The organism is Ottowia beijingensis (genome assembly GCF_013423955.1).
Lineage (GTDB): Bacteria > Pseudomonadota > Gammaproteobacteria > Burkholderiales > Burkholderiaceae_C > Ottowia > Ottowia beijingensis.
The window spans coordinates 1,460,105-1,484,043 of sequence record NZ_JACCKX010000001.1 but is presented as its reverse complement, the minus strand read 5'-3'; the positions used below and the strand labels follow the sequence as shown (position 1 = coordinate 1,484,043).

Here is a 23,939-nt window from a genome sequence, read left to right as displayed (position 1 = left end):
CGTGTCCGGCAACTCGATCCGCGAACAGATTCTGCTCGCGGTGATGGCGGCTGTCCGCACGCCGGTGGAATCGCTCGGTGCCACGCTACACCGCTCGCCCACGGTGGCCATCAGCCGGGAGCAATGCCCGGCGCTGGTGGTGTTTCCCGAGTCCGAATCGATCACCGAGCGCGCCAACGACCGCGTCACACGCGAGCTCACGGTGCGCCTCGTCGCGCTGGCCCGCGCGGTACCTCCCGCCATTCCGGAAACCGAAGCCGACCGGCTGCTCACCGCCGCCCACGCCGCGCTGCTGGCCGACCGGAATCTGGGTGGCCTTGCCTTGGGCATCCGCGAGCAGGAATGCGAGTGGGACGTTGAGGACGCCGATGCGGTGGCCGCCACGATTCCGGCGCGCTACGCGATCACTTACCGGACGCTCGACACCGATCTTTCAGCCAAAGGATGACCCCCATGACTTCCATCGTTCTGACCCAACCGCACACCCACGCGGGCCAAGCCCACAAGGCGGGCGAACGGCTCGATGTGGATGGCAGCACTGCCGACTGGCTCATCGCCAACGGCATCGCCCGCCACGACCGCCAGCGCGTACCCGAGCCCCAGCCGCAAGGCGACGGCACACCCATTGAGCCCATCAGACCCATCACCACCCAACGTAAGGAATCCAAATCATGAGCACCTACGCCAGTTTTCAGGGCCGCGTCTTCCTCGGCAAGCGCGACGAGTCCGGCCTGCCCATCGAAGTGCGCTCGCCCGGCAACGTCGCCGAGCTCAAGCTCTCGCTCAAGACCGACGTGCTGGAGCATTACGAGAGCCAGACCGGCCAGCGCTCGCTCGACCACCGGATGGTCAAGCAAAAGTCGGCCACCGTGAATCTCACCATCGAGGAGTTCACCAAGGAAAACCTCGCGCTGGCGCTGTACGGCAACCACGTCACCGGCAGCACAGGCACTGTGACCGCCGAAACCATCGGCGGCGCTGCTCCGGTGGTCGGCGACCGCTACTTCTTCGCCCATCCCAAGGTGTCGGCGCTGGTGGTGACCGACTCGGCGGGCACGCCCGCGACGCTGGCCGCAGGCACGCACTACACCGCCGACACCGACTTCGGTGCCCTCCAGTTTCTGGATATCACCGGCTTCACCGCACCGTTCAAGGCCGCCTACAGCTACGGCGTCGCCACCGAGATCGGCATCTTCACGCAGGCGCTGCCCGAGCGCTACCTGCGCCTGGAAGGCATCAACACCGCGCAGGGCAACGCCAAGGTGCTGGTCGAGCTGTACCGCGTGGCCTTCGATCCCTTGAAGGAAATCTCCTTCATCTCGGACGAGTACAACAAGTTCGAGCTGGAAGGCTCGCTCCTGGCCGACACCACCAAGCCTTATGACACGGTGCTTGGCCAGTTCGGCCGCATCGTGCAACTGTGATGGGGACTGCCATGAGCGATCTGGAAACCCTCATCCCGCAAGCGGTGGAGCTGGTCATCGACGGGGAGCCGTTGGCTATCAAGCCACTCAAGGTCGGCCAGATGCCCGCCTTCCTGCGCGCGATCACGCCGGTGATGCAGCAGATCGGCGGGGATGGCATCGACTGGCTGGCACTGTTCGGCGAGCGCGGCGACGACCTGCTGACGGCTGTGTCCATCGCCGTCAGCAAACCGCGCGCGTGGGTCGACGCGCTCGATGCCGACCAGGCCATCTTGCTGGCGGCCAAGGTGATCGAGGTCAACGCCGATTTTTTTACCCGGACGGTCATGCCTCGGCTCGACGGGCTGATCGCGCAGACGAGCGCGGCGGTGGCAGTGACCACGGCTGGTTCGACGCCGTCCAACTCCTGATCGCCCACGGCCACCGGCTGCCGGACATCCTCGACTACACCCTGGCGCAGGTGCGCGGCTTCGCCGCCGCCACCGCGCGGGAGGATGCGGCGCGCGATGCGCGGCTGCTCTCGCTGATCGCCATCGGCGCACGCGGTGACGCCCGCCACATCGACCAGACCCTCGACAGGCTCCAAGACCATGCGCATCTCGGTTCGCATCGATAGCAAGGCCGCGCAGGCGCAGTTGCGCCGCTGGGGCGGCGAGTTCCGCGAGAAGGTGCAGAAGGCGGTCGCGCGCGGCATCGCCAGTGAGGCCGCCGAACTCAAAGAGGACGTGCGCAGCCACGTTGCAGGCCAGATGGCGGTGGTCAAGAAATCCTTCGTCAAGGGTTTCACCGCCAAGGTGCTCGACAAGGATCGGAGTCGGCTGCCCGCGCTCTACGTCGGCTCGCGCATCCCGTGGTCGGGCATCCACGAGCGTGGCGGCGTCATTGGTGGCCGGATGCTGATCCCGCTGCACGGGCGCGTGGGCCGCAAACGCTTCAAGGCGCAGATCGCTGAGCTGATGCGCGGTGGCAATGCCTATTTCATCAAGAACGCCAAGGGGAACATCGTGCTGATGGCCGAGAACATCAAGGAACACGACCGGCCACTGTCGGGCTTCAAGCGCCGCTACCGCAAGGCCGAGGGCGTCAAGCGCCTCAAGCGCGGCGCGGACGTGCCCATTGCCGTGCTGGTGCCGCGCGTGCAGCTCAAGAAGCGTCTGAACGTCGAACGCATCGTCGCAGGGCGCATTCCGCGCCTCTCCGCCCGCATCGAGAAGCAATTGTGGCTGGTGGACTGAAGATGGCGAACCGAATTTCCATCCTCGTTGCGCTCGAAGGGGCCGATGAGGGGCTCAAACGCGCCATCACCTCTGCCGAGCGCAGCCTCGGCGAGCTTGGCTCGAACGCCAAGACCGCTGGCGACAAGGCCGCCGCTGGGATGGCCGAGGTCAAGGCCGGGATGAACGCCTTCGGCGATCAGGTCGCCAAGGCCAAGACGCAGTTGCTGGCCTTCCTCACCCTCAACTGGGCGGCGGGCAAGGTGCAGGAGATCGTCCAGATCGCCGACGCCTGGAACATGATGTCCGCGCGCCTGAAGCTCGCCACCGCAGGCCAGCGCGAATACACGGTCGCGCAGAAGGAGTTGTTCGCCATCGCGCAGCGCATCGGCGTGCCGATCCAGGAAACCGCCACGCTCTACGGCAAGCTCCAGCAGGCCGTGCGGATGCTGGGTGGCGAGCAGCAGGATGCACTCTCGCTCACCGAAAGCATCTCGCAGGCGCTGCGCATCTCGGGCGCATCGGCCACCGAGGCGCAGTCCTCCCTGCTGCAGTTCGGGCAGGCGCTGGCCTCGGGCGTGCTGCGCGGCGAGGAATTCAACTCCGTCGTCGAGAACAGCCCTCGTCTGGCCAAGGCGCTCGCCGATGGTCTGAACGTGCCCATCGGACGGCTGAGGAAGCTCGCCGAAGAAGGGCGGCTCACCGCCGACGTGGTGGTCAACGCGCTGATGAGCCAGAAGGACAAGCTGGCCGCCGAGTATGCGCAACTGCCGATGACCGTTGGCCAGGCCTTCACGCGTCTGTCGAACGCCTTCGGGCAGTGGGTCAGCAAGCTCGATGAATCGACCGGCTTCACCAAGAAGCTCGCCGAGGCCCTGACGTGGTTGTCGGAGAACCTGGACACGGTGATGAAGTGGCTGGGCCGCATTGCCGAGGTCGGCCTCGCGGTGCTGGTCTACCGCCTAATTCCGGCGCTGATCATCGCGTGGCAGACGGCAGGTGCGGCGGCGGTGACAGCGGCCAGCACCACGGCGGCCGCGTGGGCAACGGCCAACCTATCGTTGTCCAATGCCATCGCTACGGTGGGCAAGCTTCGCGTGGCGTTCGGGGTGCTGGGCGCGGCCATCATCGGCTGGGAGATCGGGACGTGGCTGTCGGAAAAGTTCGAGATCGTCCGCAAGGCGGGCATTTTCATGGTCGAGGTGCTGATGAAGGGCATCGAGCACCTGCGCTTCCAGTGGGAGGTGTTCGCCGCCATCTTCACGTCCGACACCATCGCTGAAGCCACCAAGCGCCACGAACAGCGGCTCGCGGAGATGAATCGTATCTTCGCCGAGATGTACGCCGACGCCACCGAAGGTGCGAACGCAGCCAAAGGCGCGATGAACACCGCTGCGACCGCTGCCGAGGAAATCGCCAAGCGACTCGAAGCCGTGCGCCAGGGCACGCAGGAAGCGGTCGGGCGTGGCATCGAGGCCGTGCACGCCGCCCTGGAGAAGCTCAAGTCCCGGCTGGGCGAGGTCGAACAGGCGGTCGGCAAGGCCCAAGGTGTGGTGGGCGACGCCACCGCCAAGATGGCCGAAGCCTACAAGGGGCTGACCGCCATCGTCGAGGCGAGCCTCGCGCAGCAGGTACAAGCGGTGAAGAACCGCTACGACCAGGAGAAGGCGGAACTGGAGCGTACCCAGCAGTCCGAAACCGCCAAGATCACCAAGTCCACGCAGCTCCTCACCGAGGCGCTGACGCAGCAGACCACGCTGCGCCGTCAGGCCACGACCGAGACGCTCGGCCTGATCGATCAGGAAACACAGGCGCGCAAGGACGCTGCCGCCCGGCAAGGTCAGACCGAGGAGGAGCGCCGGGCCAACGTGCAGCGTGTCGAGAACGACATCCTCGCCACCAAGCGTCAGACCCTGTCGCAGGCGCTCTCCGAGTACCGCCAACACATCGACGCCCTCAACGCCGAAGCCAACCGGCATCTGGCGGAAGTGCAGCGCATCGAGGAAGCCAAGCGCCAGTTGTCGATGTCCACGGAGGAGCGCATCCGCGACATCCGCCGCCAGGGCATGACGGAGTACGAGGCCACCGAGGATCGCAAGCGCCAGATCGCCGAGATGCAGGAACAGGCGCGTCGCGCGCTGGCCAACGGCGAGTTGGAGCTTGCTCGCCAGCTCGCGCAGAAGGCGATGGACATGGCCGCGCAGGTGGCCACCAGCCAGACCAACGAGGCCAAGCGCGGCGAGGAAGCGCGCAAGCAGTCCGAGCAGGCGGTGTCGCAGGTCACGCAGCTCGAAGCGCAGTCGCGCGAGGCCTACCGCAGGCAGGAGTACCAGCAGGCCACCGATTTGATGCGGCAAGCCGATCAGTTGCGCGCGGAACTGGCGCAGAAGGCCAAGGATGCCGACGTGCAGGCCGCGCAAGGAAAACAAGGGGTGCGTGACGCCATCGACCGCATCCGCCAGTCTGAGGAAATCCTCAACCAGGCGCTGGATGCCGAGGCCAAGGCGCACCAGACCGCTGCACGCGAAGCGCTCAGCGCGCGTGACCAGATTCGCCAGACGCTGGAGCAGACGCAAACCCAGATCGACCAGGTCACCGCCAAGCTCAAGGACGGCCTGAAGGTCACGCTCGACGCCGACACCACGCGATTCGACCAGGCCATCGCCGATCTGGACAAGGCGCTCGCCGAGAAGGAGTACCTTCTCAAGATCCAGGCCGACCTGCAGGAAGCGGAGAAAAAGCTCAAGGAATACGAGCAGTTGCTCAAGGAGGGCAAGACGCTGCCGGTCGATGCCGATGTTTCCAAGGCCAAGGAAGCACTGGACAAGCTCAAGACCTACGCCGATCAGAACGCGCAGTTCGAGCTGAAGGTGGCGACCGAGAAGGCGCAGGCGGCGATCACCAACGTTGAGGGGATGATCAAGGCGCTGGATCGCATCCAGACCGAATCTCAGCATCAGGTGGCCAGCAACGTCGGCGCGGTTCGCGGGGAGATCGACAGCCTCAATGGGCGTAACACATCCAGCACCCACACCATCTACGTGACCAAAGTGGAAACCAATGCCACAGGCGGTCTGGTTGGCGGTGTGCGACGGTTTGCCGACGGCGGCGCGGTGGCTCCGGCCTTTCCCCGGATGAGCGGTGGCTCGGTGCCCGGCTCCGGCCACCACGACACCGTGCCGCGCACCCTGGATGCCGGGGCCTTCGTGATCCGCAAGGGGGCGGTGCAGAAGTACGGCAGTGGCGCGCTCTCGCGATTGGCCAATGGCGTCGCCCACTTCGCGGTCGGTGGGCGCGTTGCCTCGTTGGGCGGTACCGGCTCCACAGGCCCGATCCCCACGACAAGCCGAGCAGGCCCAAGAAGAACCGCGAAGCGTTCGAGGCGCTCAAGATGATCGACCTCGGCCTGCAGGGAATGAACGAGTACACGAGCTGGCTGCAGTGGAACTACGGCGCATCGGTCAGTCTGGATATGCGCAGCAAGACGATGGACAACTACGGCAAGCAGGCGCAGCAGGATCGCCGCACGCTGGAAGACTTCATCGGCCGCAAGACGCTGACCGGCAACGAGCGCCAGAACCTCGAACGCATCAAGCAGACGTGGCGGCAGGCGATGGCCCAGCCGCTGCTCTGGGGTAAAGACCTGGAGCGCGAGCTGATCGACTACATGGAGCAAAACCAGGGCGAGTTTTACCGGCGCGGTGGCTTGGCGAAATCCGACACCGTCCCGGCGATGCTCACCCCGGGCGAGTTCGTCGTGAACCGGCAGGCCGTCGCCCGCTACGGCGCTGGCTTCTTCGAAGCCATCAACAACCTGAGCGCTCCGGCGCAGGCACTGGCCGGGCGTGCGCTGGCGGGCATTCAGGGCTTTGCCTCGGGTGGTCTGGTGCAGCCCGCAAGCCGCAGCCTGCCACGTCCCTCGTTGCCCGAAGGTACGCCCACCCGCACCGTGCGCGTGGAACTGTCCTCGGGACAACAGAAGGTCAACGCCACCGTCGATGCGCGCGACGAAGCGCGACTGCTGCAACTGCTGGACGCCGCCCGCGCCCGCACGGCTTGACCGTGCGCTCCTGTTTCTCTGCCTGAGGGTTTCCCGATGCAACTGAAGAACCTCGACAGCGGGGTGGCTCTGCCATTGCCGGACGACTTGCTCTGGAGCGACGAGCACGCGTGGTCGCCAGCGGTCGCCAATGCGTCCTACCTGATCACCGGGGCCTTGCTGATCCAGTCGGCCGCCCGGCAGGCAGGTCGGCCGATCACCCTGGTGGGAGCACCCGATATGGCCTGGGTGACGCGTGCCGCCGTCGAGCAGTTACGCGCATGGGCGGCGATTCCGGTGGGCGGCAGCACAGGCCGCTTCGAACTTACTTTCGCCGATGGCCGGGTCTTCACGGTCGCTTTCCGTCACCAGGAGGTCGCCATCGAGGCCGAACCCGTGCTGGGCATCCCGGCGCGATCCGGCAACGACTTCTACCGCCTGACCCTTCGATTTCTGGAGATTGCCTGATGCCAATTCAATCTGGCGACGTGAAGCTGCTCAAGTCCGCCGTGATGGCGGACGTGCCCGAAGGCGGCGGCGCGCCCACGGGCCTCGTGATTGCCGATGGCGTATCGAACGCCATCTTCCCCGACATCTCCGAGCTGGATCGCGCCGGAGGCCGTGTCAACCTGCGCAAGAGCTTCGTGCAGGTGGCCACGGACGATACCGACACCTACTTCGGGGCCAACGTCATCGTGGCTGAGCCGCCGCAGGACGTGCGCGTCAGCGTCACGCTGTTTTCCACCCGCAAGACCTTCGACACCCGTGAGCAGGCGCAGACCCGCATCGAGGCCTACCTCAACAAAGGGCCGGAGTGGGCGGGCTACCTGTTCGAGAACCACATCGCGGGCCAGCGGGTGATCCAGCTCTTCCAGCGCCTCAGCGATGCCGTGCCCAACGTCGGCCAGACCCTCGTCCTGATCGAGAACGAGGGACTGCCCACGCAGAAGGAGCAGTACATCCGCGCCACCGCCGTGTCGGTGGTCGAGCGCAGCTTCACCTACAACACCGACCAGGACTACAAGGCGGCGGTCGTCACCGTCGCCATCAGCGACGCGCTGCGCTTCGACTTCACGGGCTCGCCCGCCAGCCGAACCTTCACGCGGGCGACCAACAGCACGAAAACGCGCGACACGGTGGTGGCCGACGCGGGCACCTACGTCGGCGTCGTGCCGCTGACGCAGGCTGCCAATGTGGGCGACTTCACCATCAAGGGCGCGTCCATCTACACGCAGCTCGTGCCCAGCGCCCAGACCGAGACGCCGATCTCCTTCGTGCCACCCTACGCTGCAGCAGGCTTGCCGGTGCCGGGCGCGGCACCCGTGAGCTACACGGCCAGCCACGCCTGGAACACCAGCATCAAATTCAACCTGCCGGGTGGCTGCCTGCCGGGGTCGCTGTCCATCGTCACCGATGGCATCACGATCTTCGACGATGCGGGCCTACTCAAGACCGCCAGCGGCACGCTGGGCACCATCGACTACGCCAACGGCATCCTGAGCCTGAACTCCGGCTCGATGTCCAACAGCAAGGCCATCACCTACACACCTGCTGCACAACTGCAGCGCGCGCCGCAAAGCGCGGAGATCGCGGTCACGCCGGAATCGCGCAGCCAGTCCTACGTCGGCACCGTGAACCCGGTGCCACAACCCGGCACGCTTGCCATCAGCTACATGGCGCAGGGCCGTTGGTACGTGCTTTCGGATGGCGGCAATGGCTCTCTCAAAGGGCTGGATGCCAGCTACGGCGCGGGTACTTTCAACAAGAACACTGGGGCCTTCGTCGTGACCTTGGGGGCACTGCCCGACGTGGGCTCCTCGCTGATCCTGACGTGGAACGTGCCGACCCAGGAAACGCAGCAGCCAACCGCCGCTCTGAAGGCATCGCAGGCCTTGCAGCTTGCCCCGCCCGAAGGCAAAAGCGTTCAGCCAGGCACGCTCACCATCACCTGGCCACACGAGAGCGGCACGGGCACGCGCACGGCGTCCGCCACCACGTCTGGCGAGCTCAGTGGTGCTGCCACCGGTAGTCTGAACGTCGCGCAGAACCTCTTGAGCTTCGCGCCGAATGTCCTGCCGCCAGTCGGCGCACTGCTGACCGTGGACTACGTTGCGGGCCCCAAGCAGGAGGACAGCTTCGCGCACCCCTCGCGCGATGGCCAGGGCAAGGTGCCGGTGACTGCAACCCTGGGCTCCATCGAGCCGGGTTCATTGGAGATCGAGTGGAACACCCTGACGGACACCGCCGTACTCGGGGTCTACACGCTGCAGCAGATTCAGGCGATGGGGCTAGGCCTGTGGAACGGGGTCGATCCGACGCAATACGCCCGCGACGATGGTGCGGGCAATGTGCTGCGCGCAGGCCAAGTCATCGGTAGCGTCAACTATGCCACCGGGGCGGTGCAGTTCCAGCCCGACGTCACGGTCAAGATTCCAAGTCCCGTCTACGGGGCGCAGCGCCTTGGCTGGGCGTCGGGCGTGGGCCAGATGTTCCGCCTCAACTACGGCGGCATCAACTACGTGGATGCGCCGTCGCTGTACCCGAACGACGAGTCCGGCTACGTCAAGCTGCGCTACAACAGCGCGGGCTCGACCAGCAACCACAGCGAGACGTTCGCGTTCAGCCCATCGTTTCGGCTGGTGCCCGGCGTCAACGCGCAGGTGGTGACGGGCACGGTGTTGCTGTCCATCGCGGGCAGCCAGCCCTGGGGTGACAACGGTCAGGGCACGCTGCGCGAATTCACACCCAGCGGCTGGGTCACGCGCGGCAGCATCAACTACCTCTCTGGTGCGGTGACGCTCACCTCGTGGTCGGCGGGCGCGACCAACAGCATCACGCGCGCCAGTTGCGTGACCACTGTGGGCGAGAACATCTCCAGTGAGTACGTGTTCCGCACCGGTGCTGCGCCACTTCGCCCAGGATCGCTCTCCATTCAGTTCGCCCGCGCCGTGGGTGGAACCCAGACCGTGACGGCAGGCATCGACGGCACGATCACCGCGTCTGGCGTCATCGGCAGCGTCGATTACGACACTGGCCTTGTGCGAGTGCGGTTTGGCACCGTGGTCACGGCGGCGGGCAACGAGAGCGAGCCGTGGTTCGACGCCGAGAACGTGCGGCCAGACGGCAAGATCTTCCGGCCAGAGCCGGTCGCGGCTTCCAGCCTGCGCTACAGCGCCGTGGCCTACAGCTATCTACCCTCGATGCGGCGCTGCTGGGCATCGACCCGGTGCGCCTGCCCAGCGATGGGCGGGTGCCGATCTTCCGTCCAGGAGGCTTCGCCGTCGTCGGCCACACCGGTCGCATCACTGCCTCGGTCAGCAACGGCCAGACCATCGACTGCGCGCGGGTGCGTCTTTCGCGCGTGCGCGTGGTCGGCCACAACGGCGTGGTGATCCACACAGGCTACGTTACCGATCTCGAAGCAGGCACCGTCACGTTCACCGACGTGACCGGCTACAGCCAGCCAGTGACCATCGAGCACCGCATCGAGGACATGGCCGTGGTGCGCGACGTGCAGATCAACGGCGAGATCAGCTTCACGCGCCCGCTGACGCACGCCTATCCGCTGGCCAGTGCCGGCGATCCGGTCTCTGGCAGTTTCGTCTCCAGTGCGCTGGTGGCCGGTGACCTGTTCGCCCGCGTGAACCTCGTGTTCGACCAGAGCACCTGGAACGGCAGCTGGTCGGATGAACTGATCGGCAGCGCTGCCACCGCCACCTTCAACCACACCCAGTACCCAATCACGGTCACCAATCGCGGGGCGCTCACCGAGCGCTGGGTGGTTCGGATGACCAACAGCACCTCGTTCGAGGTCATCGGCGAGAACGTAGGTGTGATCGCCACCGGCAATACCAGTGCCGACTGCGCCCCCAACAACCCGGCGACCGGCGTGCCGTACTTCCGTCTGCCCGCGCTCGGCTGGGGCAACGGCTGGGCCACCGGCAACGTGCTGCGCTTCAACACCATCGGCAGCCAGTTCCCGGTCTGGGTGGTGCGCACCGTCCAGCAGGGACCGGAGTCCGTGCCCGACGACCACTTCACGTTGCTGATTCGCGGGGACGTCGACACGCCCTGATGGTGTGGGTGCCCCTGATCTTTGAACCCTTCTCGCAGGAATTCCTATGACCGACCTGACCGTCAAATACTTCAGCAGCGGCATGACCGGCGCGCCCCAGATCGCCAACAACTGGGGCGATCTGGTGACGATGCTCGATGCGTGCCTGATCAATGGCTTCGCCTTGAAGGCCATCGATACGTTGACCTTTGCCGACGGCATCGCCACGGCGACCATTTCCTCGGGCCACGCCTATCGGCCATTTCAGGTGGTCGAGATCGCTGGCGCTGAGCAGCCCGAGTACAACGGACAGTTCCGCGTGCTGACGGCGACGATGACCACGTTCACCTACGCGGTGACCGGCACGCCCGTCTCGCCTGCCACGACGGTGACGAGTCTCTCGGCCAAGGTCGCCCCGCTGGGGTGGGACAAGCCGTTCTCGGCTACTCACAAGGCTGCCTACCGCAGCAAGAACCCGCAGTCACCGCAGAACCTGCTGCTGATCGACAACAGCCTCAAGACGCCCAACTACACGACGAGTTGGGCCAAGTGGGCCAACGTCGGCATCGTCGAAGACCTGTCGGACATCGACACCATCGTCGGCGCGCAGGCCCCTATGACCCGAACAACCCGACGCAGAACTGGAAGCAGGTCACCGCCAGCCAGTGGGGTTGGTACAAGTGGTTCCACGCGCGCGGCCCCCAGTACGAGAGCAATGGCGACAGCGGCGGCGGTGGGCGCAACTGGGTGCTGATCGGTGACGACCGCCTGTTCTTCCTCTTCTGCACCAACGCGGCGGGCTACGGCTGGTATGGCCGCAACAGCTACTGCTTCGGGGACCTCATCAGCTTCAAGCCGGGTGACAACTACGCCACGGTGCTGGCTGCCGATGACAACTACTCGGGGATGAGCAACTACTGGAGCTATCCCGGCCAGTTCAGCGGCTACGGGTTGGTCTCGTCCCTGGACTTCACGGGCAAGGTGCTGCTGCGCAACCACACCCAACTCGGCAACCCGGTGCGGTTTGGGCTCACGTCCCTGAACACGAACAACGGCCAGCAGATCTGCGGCCGGGGCCCGACACCGTTCCCGAATGGAGCCGACTACAGCTTGTGGCTGCTGCCCACCTACGTGCGGCAGGAGGATGGCCACATGCGCGGCATCCTGCCTGGAATGCTGTGGATGCCCCAGGATCGTCCGTACAGCGACCAGACCATCGTCGACAACGTCGTCGGTCAGGAAGGCAGAAGGTTCCTGTTGGTCAGGACGCAATACAGCTCGGAAACCGAAGGCGCGCAGATCGCATTCGACATCACCGGGCCTTGGAGGTAAGCGATGAGCTACCCGCTGAGCGAGTCCTTCGCCACTGCGCCTGCCACCGGCTACACCGCAGTCCTGGGCGGAATGTCCGCGACGCACAACAGTGCGCAGCAATCCATCGACATTTCGGCTCCCAACAGCCAGTCCATCCTGCGCTTCAATGAAACCGCCCACGGCGATTTCTGGTTCGAGGCCGACGTCGAGTTGCTGACCGACCCAAGCGCCCGCAAGCACATCGGGCTGTGGATGACGACCGGCAATGGTTCCGAGGGCTACCGGTTCGCACACCTCGACGGGGGTGGAGTGTTTCCCGCTGGAACAGTGGTTTCGGTGACGGGGCTGCGGTGACGGGCGGGGTCAATGATGGGGCGAGGCCTATCGCTGGGTTGGCCGACGTGGCTCCGACCTTCAACGTCGGCCAGCGGTTGACCCTGCGCTGCGAGGTCATCGTCGGTGCCTTGATGCCAACGGCGTGCCCTGGGCGCGGTTGATCCAGTTCAAAGCGGATGGCGTGCTGATGTTCCAGGTTGGCGATGCCGCCTACCGGGGCAAGCTGATTCCTGGCGTCTTCTTGTACGGAGCCACGGCACGGGTCCACGCTATCGCAGGCGACACCCCGTCTGGCTTGCCCGCTTTTCCGACGACGGTGGGCGTGAACGCCGACGACGATCTCCTGCCCCTGGCCGGGGCTCGACCTCGGTGCCGCCCAATCCCGCCGCCAACATCGGCGTCAATGCCCAGGTCGACTTGTCGCGTCTCAACAGCCCGTCGAGCAATCTGTGGAACCGAGGTGGTGGCTACGACTGGCAGTTCCATCCAATTCCGAACGGTCGCAAGAACATCCACTTCAGCGGCCACGGATTCATCGTCGGAACGGTCAAGGAGAAGGGACAACCCGACCAACCGCTGGTGCGGAGGGTGCAGCTCATCAGCGAGAACACCCGCGTCCTGGTCGCCGAGACCTGGTCAGGCATCGGAGGTAACTACCGATTCGAACTGCTGGACCCGGCGCAGCGATACACCGTGGTGAGCTACGACCACAAGCAGATGTACCGCGCCGTGATCGCGGACAACCTACGCCCGGAGATGATGCCGTGACCGTTGCCATCACTGTCGAACACAACGAGGCGCGGCTGGCAGGCACCTTGGCCTTCCTCGACGCAGGCAACAACCCGGCGCGCCTGCGCATTTACGGCGGTACGCGTCCCGCCACCCCGGCGACGACGCCCGCGAGCGCGATGCTGGTCGAGATCAGGCTCACCAAGCCCGCAGGCACGATTGCGGGGGACTCCTCACCCTGACGCAACAGGAGGACGGCTTGATCACCAGCACCGGCGTCGCCACGTGGGCGCGGCTGGTCAACGGCAACGAAGTCACGGCTTTGGATCTGGATTGCAGCGGTACCGACGGCGATGGCGATGTGAAACTGGCCGCTACCCAACTCTATCTGGGCGGTGACGCCCGGATGGTGTCGGCCATCCTGGGGTAAGCCGTGCCTGCCGTGACCAACGAGGTGACCTTGGTCGCCACGTTGCCCGCGCCCGCCGTCACCGTGGTGGTCGGTCCGCCCTTGGTAGATCTGCTCTTCGATCAACCCGCTGCCACCGACGCCAATTTGGTGTTCGGAGCCAACTACATCGCCCCGCGCGACGATGTGACGGTGCGGGCCACGCTGCCGCTGCCGGTCGTCACGATCAAGTTCATCCCACCGGCCCGGGCAGAGTTGTTGGCCCAACTGCCGGGCCTGACGGTGCAGTCACTGGTCTTGCGCCCGAGCGTGCCCTTGAACGTGGGGGCTGGCGCTGGCGCAAGCCTGCCCGGCGTGGTGTTCACCGGAGAGGTCAGGTACGCGTCGCACACGCAGCGTCCCACGGTGGGTCGGACTTCGCACCTCTGGCAGGTGGCTAAGCAGACGGAGGACGGCGCGAAGCAGGGCCAGCAGGATGCGGCTGCAACGCCCGCAGGCTGGAAGACGTTCTGGCGGCGCATGATTGCCGTGCCTCAAGGCGTCGACCATCAGTTACCCCCGGTCTTGGCCTCGCTGCCTGCGCAGCATCGCACCGGCCAGCAACAGGCTCGGCGCTTCCACGACTTGACGTGGTTCGCGCATCAGGATGGCACGTATCTCGAATTGGCTCGACTGAGCTTGTTTCAGAACGCGTCCCGCCTGCGCGATGTGACGGGGTTTCGTCATCAAGACGGCGACCGCACCAAGCGCGCGGGACGGGTGAGCCCTTGGCAAACCGCGCGGCAGCTCGCCCAGCGCCAAGGGAGTGATTTTCAGAGCGCGAGTCCATCAGCGAGGGGTTGGCGTGGCCGGTACAGGCAAGCCGCTCCGCCACCGCCGGGGATCAGCATCTGGGTGATCCCAGAGCCGCCCGCGCCACAACCTTGCTACACGCCGAGCGCCCACCTGGTGTTCGCGGCATTGGCCCCTGCGGACAGCCACTTGCTGTTCGTTTGTGAAAACCACATCGACCCGCCACCTCCCGATGGGGAGCCGGTGGTCGTTCCCGTTCGGAGGGTGTATTTCGTGATCAACAACGTGACCTTGCATCGGCTGCCAGATGGTCTGCCGGTGCCGGTGTTCAGCCTTTCACTGGCGCTCGATGCCGCCTCCTGGACGTGGGGCTTCGATGCGCTGCTGCCCGCCGCCGCAGAAGCTCTTGTCGCCCCCGGAAGCAACGGCGGCCCGGTCGAACTGGTAGCCAGCGTCAACGGCAAGCCGTTTCGCGTGTTGGCCGAGAGCATCAGCCGCGAGCGTGTGTTCGGCGACGCGAGCATCCGCATCTCCGGAAGAGGACGCAACGCCGTACTGGCCGTGCCCTATGCGCCGGTGATGAACTTCCAGCAACCGCAGGCGCGCACGGCGCGGCAGTTGATGGACGACGTACTCACGCTCAACGGCATCCCGTTGGGCTGGAGCATCGATTGGGGCCTGACCGACTGGAACGTCCCTGCCGGGGTGTTCACCCAGCAGGGCACGTGGATGGAAGCCCTGGTTGCCATTGCCAGCGCGGCCGGAGGTTACCTGATCCCGCACGCGTCCAACCAGAGCATCCGTGTGCGACACCGGTATCCGGTCGCGCCGTGGGAGTGGAACACCGTCACGCCAGATTTCGTGCTGCCCGTCGATGCGGTGGCCCGCGAATCGCTGCGCTGGGCGGAGAGGCCCGCCTACAACCGCGTGTTCGTGTCCGGCCAGGATGTCGGTGTGCTTGGGCAGGTGAGTCGGGCTGGGACTGCCGGGGATGTGCTGGCCCCGATGGTGGTCGATGCGCTGATCACCGAAGCCGCTGCGGCGCGCCAGCGGGGCATCTCGGTTCTAGCTGATACCGGGCAACAGATCGAGGTGACCCTGCGCCTGCCGGTGCTGGCCGAGACGGGAATCATCGAGCCGGGTGCGTTCGTCGAGTACCAGGACGGCAGCGTGACGAGGCTGGGCATCGTGCGCTCGACGCAAGTCGAGGCAGGAATGCCGGAGGTCTGGCAGACCTTGGGGTGCAGAGCCATGCATAACCTCTACGAGCAGTTCCGCCAACTTATCCCTGATCCGCCATTGCAGGCGGGCACGGTGGTGGGCGTCGGCTCCGGCGTCGTGACCGTCGCCTTGCCCGGCGGCGGCTTGATCCACGCACGCGGCAGCGCTGCCATCGGCCAGAAGGTGTTCGTGCGTGATGACGTCATCGAAGGCGGCGCACCCAGCTTGACGCTGGAAATCATCGAAATCTGAAACCTATCTTCCTGATCACCCCTGAACCCGCCTTGGTGCCACGTGCATCAGGCGGGTTTCGCATTTCTGGAGACCTGCAATGACCGAACCCGAACACCAACCCGCCGCCCTCGTGGAAAACATGCTCCTGTTGCGCCGCGAGGACTTCGACGAACTGCTCGACCGTGCCGCCGAACGCGGAGCCGAGCGTTGCCTTGCCCATCTCGGGCTGGAGAACGGCAGTGCGGCGAAGGACATCCGCGAACTGCGCGATCTGCTGGAAGCGTGGCGCGATGCCCGCCGCACGGCGTGGCAGACCACCATCAAGGTCGTGACCACCGGCATCCTGGCCGCGCTGCTGGTGGGGGCCGCCATAAAGTTGAAGCTGATGGGAGGCGTGCAATGACCGCCAAGCCGAAGATCTGCCTTTTGGACGACTGGCGGCGCGTGTTGCGACGTGCCTGGAGTATCCGCTTCTCGCTGCTGGCCGCTGCCTTCACAGCGGCGGAGGTGGTGGTGCCGCTGTTCGGGGATGTACTGCCGCGCGGTGCGTTTGTGCTGCTGGCCTTTGCCGCCAGCATCGGCGCAACCGTTGCTCGCATCGTGGCGCAGCCGGAGATGCACCGATGACCCGGACACCATCACCCGTGATGCGCAGGACGGTGGCCGGACTGACGCTGTCCGCCGCCGCCCTGGTCGGCATCGTGCTGCACGAGGGCTACACCGATCGCGCAGTGATCCCGGTCAAGGGCGATGTGCCGACCATTGGTTTCGGCACCACCACCGGGGTGAAGCTGGGCGACACCACCACGCCGCCAAAGGCGCTGGCTCGGGCACTTACCGACGTACAGCAATTCGAGGGGCGCTCAAGCAATGCGTGACTGTGCCCCTGGCCCAGCACGAGTACGACGCGCTGGTGAGCTTTTCCTACAACGTCGGCAGCCGCGCGTTCTGCCAATCCACACTGGTCAGAAAACTCAACACCGGGGACTACGCCGGGGCCTGTGCCGAGCTGCTGCGCTGGCGCTTCTTCCAGGGTAAGGACTGCGCGCTGCCCGCCAATGCGCGCCTGTGCGGCGGGTTGGCCACACGGCGCGAGGCCGAGTACCGGCAGTGCATCGGGGAGGCATCGTGAGTGTGATTCCATGGCCGTACCGGCTGCTGGCCCTCGCGGTGCTCGGCGTCGCCCTGGTCGGCTTCGGCTGGATCAAGGGCGCAAGCCACGTTCAAGCGCAATGGGATGCCGCCGTCCAGCAACAAGCCCTACAGACCGCAGCCATCCGCGAGCGGCAGGCGCAAGCCACCGTCAAGGTCGTCACCCAGTACGTCGACCGCGTCCGCGTCGTCCGCGAGAAGGGCGACACCATCATCAAGGAGGTTCCCGTCTATGTGCCCGTTCAAGCCGATGCTGCTTGCACTATCAACCGTGGCTTTGTGCGCCTGCACGACGCTGCCGCCGCCGGTGAACTGCCCGAGCCCGCCCGAGATGCTGATGCGGCCGCCGCAGGCCTTGCGCTCTCTGCCGTCGCCGGAACCGGTGCCGCCAACTACCAGACCTGCCACGAGAACGCCGAGCAGCTAAGGGCGTTGCAAACGTGGGTCAGGGAGATGAAGGTTGCCAGCGAGCAGTAGGGTTCAGCACCGCATCATGGATTGTTCCAGCATCCAGGGCTTCGCGAATCGAAGAACATCACTTCTGTGTCAGGCAAGGACCGGCCAGCAGCCTTAAGCACTTGGTGGCAGAACGCCTGCTGATCTCCATCTGGCTGACCAGTGAAAACCGAGACGGCCATTCGCTTTGGCGGACTCGATGCGATGGCGTCGAGCACGTGTTGGTCTCGCTCGTCAAAGCTCCAGCCATATACGACCAGGCTCTCTCCAAGGGCGGGCAGCACCTCTTCATATACGTTCGTCAGGTAGTGACTTCGGCGAATCGCAGCGACCTTCTGATGACTGGTTCCCTCGCTAACAAACACGGGCACATAGTGCCCGGATGCCCACATCCGGGTTATGGTGCCAAGCAAGTCACCTGCGCCTCCCGCGCCTACAGAAAGCTTTGTCTCATCACCAAGGTAGTCACGAGCAACCGCAAGACTGCCGTGAGGGTAGAAAACCAATGTTGCTCCTGCAGCGTGCCCATAGGGTCGCCGCAGATATTCCCAATCCGTCTGGAACTCCCCGTCGTGGAATGCGTCCTTGAACCAACTCCCGTTCGCCGCGTTGAACAGCAGCATGGCCCAGTACAAGGTGAGGTCGTAGTTCAGGCTGACGACAGTGGGAAACGCGCTCGCAAACGCACCGACCAGTTGCAGGTCGGCGGCAACATCGGCATGCACCGGATGCACACTGTGCACAGCTTCGATCAGTGCTGTACGGACCTCCTCATAGGCTGCGGAGATGGCGGCCGACGGCGTCCCCAATGCCCCGTTGACGTGCTCGGCATACCAGCACGCGAGCAGAACATGCTCGAAATCGGTTGTCCCGAGCTTGGCGAATATTGGGGCAGTGGTGGCGAGCAGTCCTTTTGCATCAGCGATGCCATGGAGTGTTGGGTATGCGAACTCCTTGTGGATGGCGATACTGGCGCCGTTGCCCAGAAGGAGGAACTCCAATCTTCAGCGCTGATGTTTGCCCAGGTGCCAATATCGATTCTGTCCATAATCTTCACGGGACGTCATTGTGGGTTGATCTCGCCATGCGAGCCGCCACAGCTATGCAACCCAACCCATGCCGCAAGATCCGGTCTCGTGCAGCCATTCGTGGCCGCACACTTTGCAGCGGTAGTACGCCTCATCGGCAGCGCCCATCATCGACGAGACCTTTCTGCCGTCCTTGTACTCGAGATTTGCATGAGGCTTCGTGCTTCTCGACGCGCCAATCAAGGCCTTGCAGTCATCGCACATCGGCGCAGGTGCTGATGCATTACTCATATCGATAGACCCCATCATCAGACGTCAATTGGCGTCGTCTTCCAGACTTCCTGCGCCAGCGCGATGAGCAGCGCGTGGCGCTTCTCGATGGACGCGGCATTCCACGCAGGAAAAGCCTCCAGCTTGGCGTTGATCCGGGAAATCGATGTGTTCTGTCCGACCTCGGTCAGCGCCACCAGACTGCGCGTCAAGTAGTTGCCGCTCTTGCCGTACTCGACTTGCTTGGCCGTGTAGAAGTCATTGCCCGCGACGATGTTGATGGGCTTCTCCAGCAAGGTCAGGTTGCCCAGCCGGTTCTTGTAGTCGTCGTAGACCGCATTCGGGTTCTCTGCTGCCCACGTGGCACGCAGCTCCGCCTTCGGGTTGTCGGGCAGGATGTGCTCGATTTCCAGATTGGTGAACGGCTCTAGGCTGCCCGGCACCTTCAGCCCGCTGAAGGCCATGTCGACGTGCTGCGTCAGTCGCGCCAGCAGGTAGCGCGTGCGGTACTGCTGCATCGAGTACAGCGTGAAGCGCTTGAGGGCGTCGGCCAGCTCCTGTGATTTGCCCGCCATGTTCTTCTCAAAGCGCTCGGCAATGAACGCGTTGAGCTGCACCTTTGTTTCACCGGATCGCTGGTCTCGGCAATCACGCGCAGCTCGTCGGCCCACTGAGAGAAGCTGCGTTCCAGATCCTTGGTCGGTGTCTTGGTGAAGATGTAATAGAAAAGGAAGCTCTCCAGCTGCGCCACGAAATGGTCGAACAGCGGCTTGGGAAATTCGCCGCTGCCAGCAGCAGGACGAAGTGCAAACTGAACGCGCCGCCTGCCAGCCGCTTGAGGCTGTCCATTGCCAGACTCGGCTTGCCATCGTTGCCAAGCCCGTTGGCAAAGGCCAGGTAGTGCTCGACGTTGCGGATCACTTTGCGCACGAACTCGAAGGGCTTGCCTGCGTAATCGCACAGCGCCGCGTTGTCCTTGGCGACGAACCAGTCGTAGATTTCGTCCTCGCGCACGACTGAGTCGCCGCGCTCGTTCTTGATGACGTAGTTGGCCATCAGGAAGTAGCGCAGGAAGCGCAGCGGCTTTTCCTTCTCCTTCTCCAGCGGCTTGGTGATCTTCTTCCACTCGTCCTTGAGCTGGGTGAACTGCGCTTGCTTGACCTGCGTGAACAGCAGGTTCTTGAGCAAGTCCATCGGGTTCAGGCCCACGCCGCGCTCGTTGATGGTCTCGAAAATCTTCAGCGCGCTGCTGACGTCGGTGGATATCTGGATGAACACCACGTTATTGGCCAGATAGCCCCAATACTTCTTCAGTTTGGGCGCATCGTCGTAGTTGTCCTTCAGGTAGCGATATAGCGTGCTGTAGGCGTTGACCAGATTTTCCAGGGAGCCGAAGCTGGCGATCCCAGCTGCCTGAATGCCTGCGCGCACGGCCTGCGGGTCGGCGTCCAGCTCTACCAGCTTGGCCATCACTTCGCCCGCGCTTTCGTAGCGCGGCTCCAGCTTCAGGTTGGTGCGCACCTCGCCGTCACTGTCCACATAGCTGGTTGAGATCAGCCCGGAAATCATCTGCCGCTGCGGCTCGCCCTGAAACAGATGCTTCAGCGCGCACAGCAGCAGGAAGAAGGTGGTCAGGCGCTGCTGGCCGTCGATCACCTCGTAATGGTTCTTCTGGTCGGTCGGCGACACCAGCACGGTACCAATGAAGTATTCGCGCGTGGTGCCCACATCGATCTGTTCGCCGATGTCCTCCAACAGCTGATGCACTTCCTTGTCCGTCCAGACGTACTCGCGCTGGTAGTCCGGGACGATGTAGAAGCATTCCCTGAAGGCTTCCTCGATGCTGTATTTGTGATTTTCGATGCGGGCCATTTTTCGTCTTCTCTAAATCTTTCAATGCACAAAGCTGGGAACTAGCGATCTCTCAGACCAGCACCCGGAACAACTTCTTCAAGTAGGCGCTGGCACCATCCTCCATGAACAGCACGTTGCGGCTTTCCAGATCGGCTTTCTTTGTCGAGTCGCCCACGTTGAGCAGGTCGGCGAACTTCGTTGGCGAGAGGACAAAGGCATTCAAGACCAGCGGCGCTTCGCTCGCCTTGGCCTGCCCCGCCAGCGTCGTTTCCAGAGTCTTCACTTCCTTGTACAGCCCCAGCTTGGGGTGCGACAGGTCGAGATTGCGCAGCCCCTTTGGATCGACAAAGGTCAGCCACTGCTTGCCGCTGGCATCGTCCACCAGCCACAGCAGGAAGTCAGGATAGAAGTTGCCCGCCAACGCGAAGCCCAGACCTTTCTCTTCCCGATCCGCATTGCGCAACAGGTACAGACTGCGCGGGCCAATCGCTTCCTTGCCTTCGCTGGAGTTGTAGAACGCCTCCAGATCGCGGACAAACTCCCATTCGCTGGGCGCGTCAAAGGCCAGCGGACGCAGTTTCAGCGGCACTGCACCCTTGTCCTCCAACGCCAGTAGCGGGTAGTACAGGTGCCGGTCGAAGCTGATGGCCACCATGTGTGGCGCATTCCATTTGCTAGCCTCGCCGATTTTGCCGTCCGCCACCAGCTTCTTCAGCACTTCCAGCTTCGCCTGATACTCCAGACCGTCGTCGCTGTTCTCGATCTCGAACTGGTACAGCTTGAGCATCGACCCGTGGTCTTCATCGATGTGGGTGATGTCGTAGAACTGGCCTTCGTAGCCGGACTTCAGGGCCTTGTAGAAGCGGTCGGTGTAGTCCGTCAGCAGTCGCAGCAGGATGTCTTCCTGCTTGCGGATGTCGGCGAAGGTCGTCACATTCAGTTCCGCCGCCGGAATGAACAGCGTGTACCAGTCCTGCGCGCCCGCGCAGAAGTCGATCAGCTTCTGCTGTTCCAACCGCAGGTTGCTCCAGCTGCGCTGCAGCTTGTAATCCTGCAAGGCCAGATAGACCCGATCCCAGTTGAAAGCCGGGAACAGTGTCTGGTTCAGCTTGCCCTTGTTGCGGGCTTCCGTCGTGGAGGCTGTGCCCTTGTCCTTGCTGGACAGCGCCTCGACGCGCGGGTACAGGTCGAGCACCACATGGGGTGGCTTGATCTTGCCCTGGAACTGAGCTGGAATTTCGTACAGCCACGGGAAGTGCGTGCGCTTGAACCCGAGTTTCTGGTTGTCCTTGTAGCCATCCTTCAGCGTCAGGGTCTTGAGCTTGCCCTTGGGCAGGTTGGCACGGGTCGGGAAGTCCAGCTCCAGCACTTCATCGCTGGGCGTGATGCCTTCTTCACGCAGGTAGTCCTTGAACGCCGCCATGTAGCTGGCGCGCACCCCGAAGATGTTCAGCGCCTCCAGCTTGTCCAGATGCACGCCCTTGGGCCTGTCTTGCGGCAAGGTGCGCTTGAGCGAGAAACCCTTGCCCTTGAGGCGCACGCCGCGCCCGAACAACTGGATGATCTGCGAGCCTTCACCCTGGCCCATGTTCAGCAGGCCCATCGTGGACACGCGCCAACTGCTCCAGCCTTCCGTGAATTTGCGCGAGCCGATCAGCACGTTGAGGCGGCTGTCCTTGTTGTTCAGCGTGCCGAACAGCGCGCCGCCGAAGTCGTCGCGTTCGCTATCGAAGGCCTCCACGTCCTCCGCCATCCCGAAGAAGCCCGCATCGTCGCCGATGTTGATGAGGCCGAAGGGCTCTGCATCGCCCACGCGCAACGCCAGCTCACCCTTGCTGCTCTTGATGTTGACCAGTTTCAATCTCTGGCGGGCCGAGGCATTGAACACGCGCAGCAGGATGTCGGCGTACAGATCATCCACGCGACCGCCGAAGCCCATCAGGGGCGTGAAGCGCCCGCTGAAGATGTTGTTGCCCTTGGCATCCAAAATCTGCGCCTTGTCCGCAATCAGGTCGGTCAGCCAGCTCTTGATCTGCGCTTCGCTGTTCAGGAAGTCGGCGAGGAAGTTCACCACTTCCAGGATGTCCGACTCCTCGCCTGACACCGTGTTGCCCACGAACACCCACAGCGGCTTTTCGATGTTGAAGTCGGCAAGCGCCGAGCGGTGAGTGCTCCACAGCCAGAGCTGCTGGTAGTAGGCCAGCAGGCAGGCGGTGAAATACTTGCGCGCGTTATCCGCCTGCTCGTAGGCCTCGCCGCTCATGTTGAGGATCAGCGACTCTTTACCGTAGCCGTCCTCATAGAAGAACTTGTATGAGTAATCGAACAGGATGCACTTGGCGTAAATCTCGCGCGTCGCAGTGATGCGCGCGCGGCGCTTGTCCTCGGCGGTCAGCGCAAGTTGTGCCTTCTGCCCGTCGTCCAGGCTGCGCAGACTGGTGGTGTTGAACAGCATCTTGGCGCGCTTCTTCTGGATGTCTTCTTCCGCCGCCGCCACGGTCATGCCCTTAGCCACTGCCTGCCCGAAGGTGGCCGAGTACTCGAAGGCAAAACCACCGCGCACCAGCGCATCGCGCCGCGCCATCCACGCGCCCGCCGCCGTGCCCGTACCACGGTGGCCTTCGTCCACCAGCACGAGGTTGTTGCCCTCGAAGGCATCCACAGCGACGGTCTTGTCGCCCATCTCATCGCCCAGCTTGTTGATGTCGATGATCTCGATGGTGCCGCGCGCGGGTGACTGAGCCTTATTAAAGAACTGCGAGAAACCGAAGCCCGACAGGTGCAACTCCTCCAAGTGCTGGCGTGACAGCCCCTCGTTAGGCGTGAGCAGGATGATCTTGTCGGGAAAGTGATCGCTGCGCCCCGCCTGGAAGTAGTGCAGGTACTGGCGGATGTTGACGTGCAGCAGCAGGGTCTTGCCGCTGCCGGTGGCATTCCAGAAGGCGATCTTGTTCAGGTCGTCCGCTTCGAAATCGCGGAACGGTTCCGCGCCCGTCTCGGCGCGGTAGCGCGTCATTTCCTCGTTCAGGCCATCGAGCAAGTCCTGACGGTGGTTGAAGTACCAGTCCAGATACAGCTCGGTGAACAGCAGCGAGAGGTACTGGAAGTACTTCATCTGCAGTTCATGGCCCTCCAGTTTGTTGCGCTGGGCGGTGATGGCCTGCCAGTGGGCGACGACGTTCAAGTCGTAGCGCCGCAGATCGGCCTCGGGCACCTTGTTGGGATCGAACAAGCCTCGGATCAGTTCGTGGAAGAACTTGGTCTGGCCATCCTCGTCGATGCCCTCGAAGCGGTCATCGCCCAAGCGCATCTTCAGCGCCGCCAGCGTGCCGCCCAGAAAGAAGCCCAGCACCCAGCGATTGAGCACCAGCTCCTGATGGAAGCTGCGTTTCTTCTGATTTTTGGTTTGCCGT

Annotated in this window: 25 protein-coding genes and 1 pseudogene; 22 read left to right on the top strand and 4 right to left on the bottom strand. The window is 64.0% G+C overall.

Translation table 11 applies throughout. The annotated features are described in order from the left end of the window. Nucleotide 1: 1 nt before the first annotated feature. The 22 genes and pseudogenes from H0I39_RS07415 (at nucleotide 2) to H0I39_RS07330 (ending at nucleotide 17,395) form a co-directional block, all read left to right on the top strand. Nucleotides 2-448, top strand: coding sequence for a hypothetical protein (locus H0I39_RS07415; RefSeq protein WP_054286364.1), 447 nt, complete (start codon nucleotides 2-4; stop codon nucleotides 446-448). Between the two features lie 5 nt (nucleotides 449-453). Beyond that, nucleotides 454-675 (top strand): DUF7210 family protein, encoded by a 222-nt coding sequence (locus H0I39_RS07410; protein ID WP_180550071.1) that lies wholly within the window; start codon nucleotides 454-456, stop codon nucleotides 673-675. Continuing rightward, nucleotides 672-1,424 (top strand): phage tail tube protein, encoded by a 753-nt coding sequence (locus H0I39_RS07405; protein ID WP_180550070.1) that lies wholly within the window; start codon nucleotides 672-674, stop codon nucleotides 1,422-1,424. Before H0I39_RS07410 ends, H0I39_RS07405 begins: the two co-directional genes overlap by 4 nt. An 11-nt stretch (nucleotides 1,425-1,435) precedes the next feature. Beyond that, nucleotides 1,436-1,834, top strand: coding sequence for a DUF6631 family protein (locus tag H0I39_RS07400; RefSeq protein ID WP_180550069.1), 399 nt, complete (start codon nucleotides 1,436-1,438; stop codon nucleotides 1,832-1,834). A 50-nt stretch (nucleotides 1,835-1,884) separates the two neighbouring features. Continuing rightward, the gene (locus H0I39_RS07395; protein ID WP_257646271.1) at nucleotides 1,885-2,040 is read left to right on the top strand and encodes a hypothetical protein; all 156 of its coding nucleotides are present in this window, start codon (nucleotides 1,885-1,887) and stop codon (nucleotides 2,038-2,040) included. After that, entirely contained in the window at nucleotides 2,015-2,659 is a 645-nt protein-coding gene (locus H0I39_RS07390) for a DUF6441 family protein (protein WP_180550068.1), read from the top strand. The genes H0I39_RS07395 and H0I39_RS07390 overlap by 26 nt, the downstream gene beginning before the upstream one ends. A 2-nt stretch (nucleotides 2,660-2,661) precedes the next feature. Beyond that, nucleotides 2,662-6,698 (top strand): annotated as a pseudogene (locus H0I39_RS07385) (tape measure protein). Between the two features lie 36 nt (nucleotides 6,699-6,734). Beyond that, complete coding sequence (locus H0I39_RS07380) at nucleotides 6,735-7,145, top strand: hypothetical protein (RefSeq protein WP_180550067.1); 411 nt, start codon at nucleotides 6,735-6,737, stop codon at nucleotides 7,143-7,145. Next, nucleotides 7,145-10,069, top strand: coding sequence for a hypothetical protein (locus tag H0I39_RS07375; RefSeq protein WP_257645683.1), 2,925 nt, complete (start codon nucleotides 7,145-7,147; stop codon nucleotides 10,067-10,069). Before H0I39_RS07380 ends, H0I39_RS07375 begins: the two co-directional genes overlap by 1 nt. Beyond that, nucleotides 10,024-10,752 (top strand): hypothetical protein, encoded by a 729-nt coding sequence (locus H0I39_RS21870; RefSeq protein ID WP_257645682.1) that lies wholly within the window; start codon nucleotides 10,024-10,026, stop codon nucleotides 10,750-10,752. Before H0I39_RS07375 ends, H0I39_RS21870 begins: the two co-directional genes overlap by 46 nt. A gap of 46 nt (nucleotides 10,753-10,798) precedes the next feature. After that, the gene (locus tag H0I39_RS21865) at nucleotides 10,799-11,485 is read left to right on the top strand and encodes a hypothetical protein (RefSeq protein WP_257645681.1); all 687 of its coding nucleotides are present in this window, start codon (nucleotides 10,799-10,801) and stop codon (nucleotides 11,483-11,485) included. Then, nucleotides 11,479-12,063 carry a hypothetical protein gene (locus tag H0I39_RS21860; protein WP_257645680.1) on the top strand — a complete coding sequence of 195 codons (585 nt, stop codon included), beginning with the start codon at nucleotides 11,479-11,481 and terminating at the stop codon, nucleotides 12,061-12,063. Before H0I39_RS21865 ends, H0I39_RS21860 begins: the two co-directional genes overlap by 7 nt. A gap of 3 nt (nucleotides 12,064-12,066) precedes the next feature. Next, nucleotides 12,067-12,399: a hypothetical protein gene (locus H0I39_RS21855; RefSeq protein WP_257645679.1), complete on the top strand. Its 333-nt coding sequence runs from the start codon at nucleotides 12,067-12,069 to the stop codon at nucleotides 12,397-12,399. A gap of 351 nt (nucleotides 12,400-12,750) precedes the next feature. Further along, nucleotides 12,751-13,149: a hypothetical protein gene (locus H0I39_RS21850; RefSeq protein ID WP_257645678.1), complete on the top strand. Its 399-nt coding sequence runs from the start codon at nucleotides 12,751-12,753 to the stop codon at nucleotides 13,147-13,149. After that, nucleotides 13,146-13,352: a hypothetical protein gene (locus tag H0I39_RS21845; RefSeq protein WP_257645677.1), complete on the top strand. Its 207-nt coding sequence runs from the start codon at nucleotides 13,146-13,148 to the stop codon at nucleotides 13,350-13,352. Before H0I39_RS21850 ends, H0I39_RS21845 begins: the two co-directional genes overlap by 4 nt. Before the next feature lie 17 nt (nucleotides 13,353-13,369). Continuing rightward, the gene (locus H0I39_RS21840; RefSeq protein ID WP_257645676.1) at nucleotides 13,370-13,540 is read left to right on the top strand and encodes a hypothetical protein; all 171 of its coding nucleotides are present in this window, start codon (nucleotides 13,370-13,372) and stop codon (nucleotides 13,538-13,540) included. Nucleotides 13,541-13,552: 12 nt separating this feature from the next. Then, on the top strand, nucleotides 13,553-15,784 hold the full coding sequence (locus H0I39_RS07355; RefSeq protein WP_308645799.1) for a hypothetical protein: 2,232 nt from the start codon (nucleotides 13,553-13,555) through the stop codon (nucleotides 15,782-15,784). Nucleotides 15,785-15,863: 79 nt separating this feature from the next. Further along, complete coding sequence (locus H0I39_RS07345) at nucleotides 15,864-16,169, top strand: DUF6127 family protein (RefSeq protein ID WP_115075718.1); 306 nt, start codon at nucleotides 15,864-15,866, stop codon at nucleotides 16,167-16,169. Then, nucleotides 16,166-16,393 carry a DUF7940 domain-containing protein gene (locus H0I39_RS07340; RefSeq protein WP_045667467.1) on the top strand — a complete coding sequence of 76 codons (228 nt, stop codon included), beginning with the start codon at nucleotides 16,166-16,168 and terminating at the stop codon, nucleotides 16,391-16,393. Before H0I39_RS07345 ends, H0I39_RS07340 begins: the two co-directional genes overlap by 4 nt. Continuing rightward, nucleotides 16,390-16,644, top strand: coding sequence for a glycoside hydrolase family protein (locus H0I39_RS24015; protein ID WP_373368270.1), 255 nt, complete (start codon nucleotides 16,390-16,392; stop codon nucleotides 16,642-16,644). The genes H0I39_RS07340 and H0I39_RS24015 overlap by 4 nt, the downstream gene beginning before the upstream one ends. Beyond that, nucleotides 16,641-16,898, top strand: a complete 258-nt coding sequence (locus tag H0I39_RS24010) for a lysozyme (protein WP_373368269.1) — start codon at nucleotides 16,641-16,643, stop codon at nucleotides 16,896-16,898. Before H0I39_RS24015 ends, H0I39_RS24010 begins: the two co-directional genes overlap by 4 nt. Beyond that, nucleotides 16,895-17,395, top strand: a complete 501-nt coding sequence (locus tag H0I39_RS07330) for a lysis system spanin subunit (protein ID WP_180550066.1) — start codon at nucleotides 16,895-16,897, stop codon at nucleotides 17,393-17,395. The genes H0I39_RS24010 and H0I39_RS07330 overlap by 4 nt, the downstream gene beginning before the upstream one ends. A gap of 14 nt (nucleotides 17,396-17,409) precedes the next feature. Here the strand turns inward: H0I39_RS07330 and H0I39_RS07325 are convergent, their stop codons facing one another. The 4 genes from H0I39_RS07325 to H0I39_RS07315 all read right to left on the bottom strand — a co-directional run bounded on the left by H0I39_RS07325 (nucleotide 17,410) and on the right by H0I39_RS07315 (nucleotide 23,893). After that, nucleotides 17,410-18,375, bottom strand: a complete 966-nt coding sequence (locus tag H0I39_RS07325; RefSeq protein ID WP_180550065.1) for a DUF4917 family protein — start codon at nucleotides 18,373-18,375, stop codon at nucleotides 17,410-17,412. Nucleotides 18,376-18,710: 335 nt separating this feature from the next. After that, nucleotides 18,711-19,289, bottom strand: coding sequence for an HNH endonuclease family protein (locus tag H0I39_RS21835; protein WP_308645798.1), 579 nt, complete (start codon nucleotides 19,287-19,289; stop codon nucleotides 18,711-18,713). A 31-nt stretch (nucleotides 19,290-19,320) separates the two neighbouring features. Further along, nucleotides 19,321-20,544 carry a DUF262 domain-containing protein gene (locus H0I39_RS07320; protein ID WP_257645675.1) on the bottom strand — a complete coding sequence of 408 codons (1,224 nt, stop codon included), beginning with the start codon at nucleotides 20,542-20,544 and terminating at the stop codon, nucleotides 19,321-19,323. A 52-nt stretch (nucleotides 20,545-20,596) separates the two neighbouring features. Next, on the bottom strand, nucleotides 20,597-23,893 hold the full coding sequence (locus tag H0I39_RS07315) for a DEAD/DEAH box helicase family protein (protein WP_308645797.1): 3,297 nt from the start codon (nucleotides 23,891-23,893) through the stop codon (nucleotides 20,597-20,599). Between the last annotated feature and the right edge of the window lie 46 nt (nucleotides 23,894-23,939).

Coding starts and splice junctions, on each gene's coding strand:
- H0I39_RS07410 (WP_180550071.1), top strand. CDS start 454: ATGACTTCCATCGTTCTGACCCAACCGCACACCCACGCGGGCCAAGCC.
- H0I39_RS07405 (WP_180550070.1), top strand. CDS start 672: ATGAGCACCTACGCCAGTTTTCAGGGCCGCGTCTTCCTCGGCAAGCGC.
- H0I39_RS07400 (WP_180550069.1), top strand. CDS start 1,436: ATGAGCGATCTGGAAACCCTCATCCCGCAAGCGGTGGAGCTGGTCATC.
- H0I39_RS07390 (WP_180550068.1), top strand. CDS start 2,015: ATGCGCATCTCGGTTCGCATCGATAGCAAGGCCGCGCAGGCGCAGTTG.
- H0I39_RS07380 (WP_180550067.1), top strand. CDS start 6,735: ATGCAACTGAAGAACCTCGACAGCGGGGTGGCTCTGCCATTGCCGGAC.
- H0I39_RS07375 (WP_257645683.1), top strand. CDS start 7,145: ATGCCAATTCAATCTGGCGACGTGAAGCTGCTCAAGTCCGCCGTGATG.
- H0I39_RS21865 (WP_257645681.1), top strand. CDS start 10,799: ATGACCGACCTGACCGTCAAATACTTCAGCAGCGGCATGACCGGCGCG.
- H0I39_RS21855 (WP_257645679.1), top strand. CDS start 12,067: ATGAGCTACCCGCTGAGCGAGTCCTTCGCCACTGCGCCTGCCACCGGC.
- H0I39_RS07345 (WP_115075718.1), top strand. CDS start 15,864: ATGACCGAACCCGAACACCAACCCGCCGCCCTCGTGGAAAACATGCTC.
- H0I39_RS07340 (WP_045667467.1), top strand. CDS start 16,166: ATGACCGCCAAGCCGAAGATCTGCCTTTTGGACGACTGGCGGCGCGTG.
- H0I39_RS24015 (WP_373368270.1), top strand. CDS start 16,390: ATGACCCGGACACCATCACCCGTGATGCGCAGGACGGTGGCCGGACTG.
- H0I39_RS07320 (WP_257645675.1), bottom strand. CDS start 20,544: ATGGCCCGCATCGAAAATCACAAATACAGCATCGAGGAAGCCTTCAGG.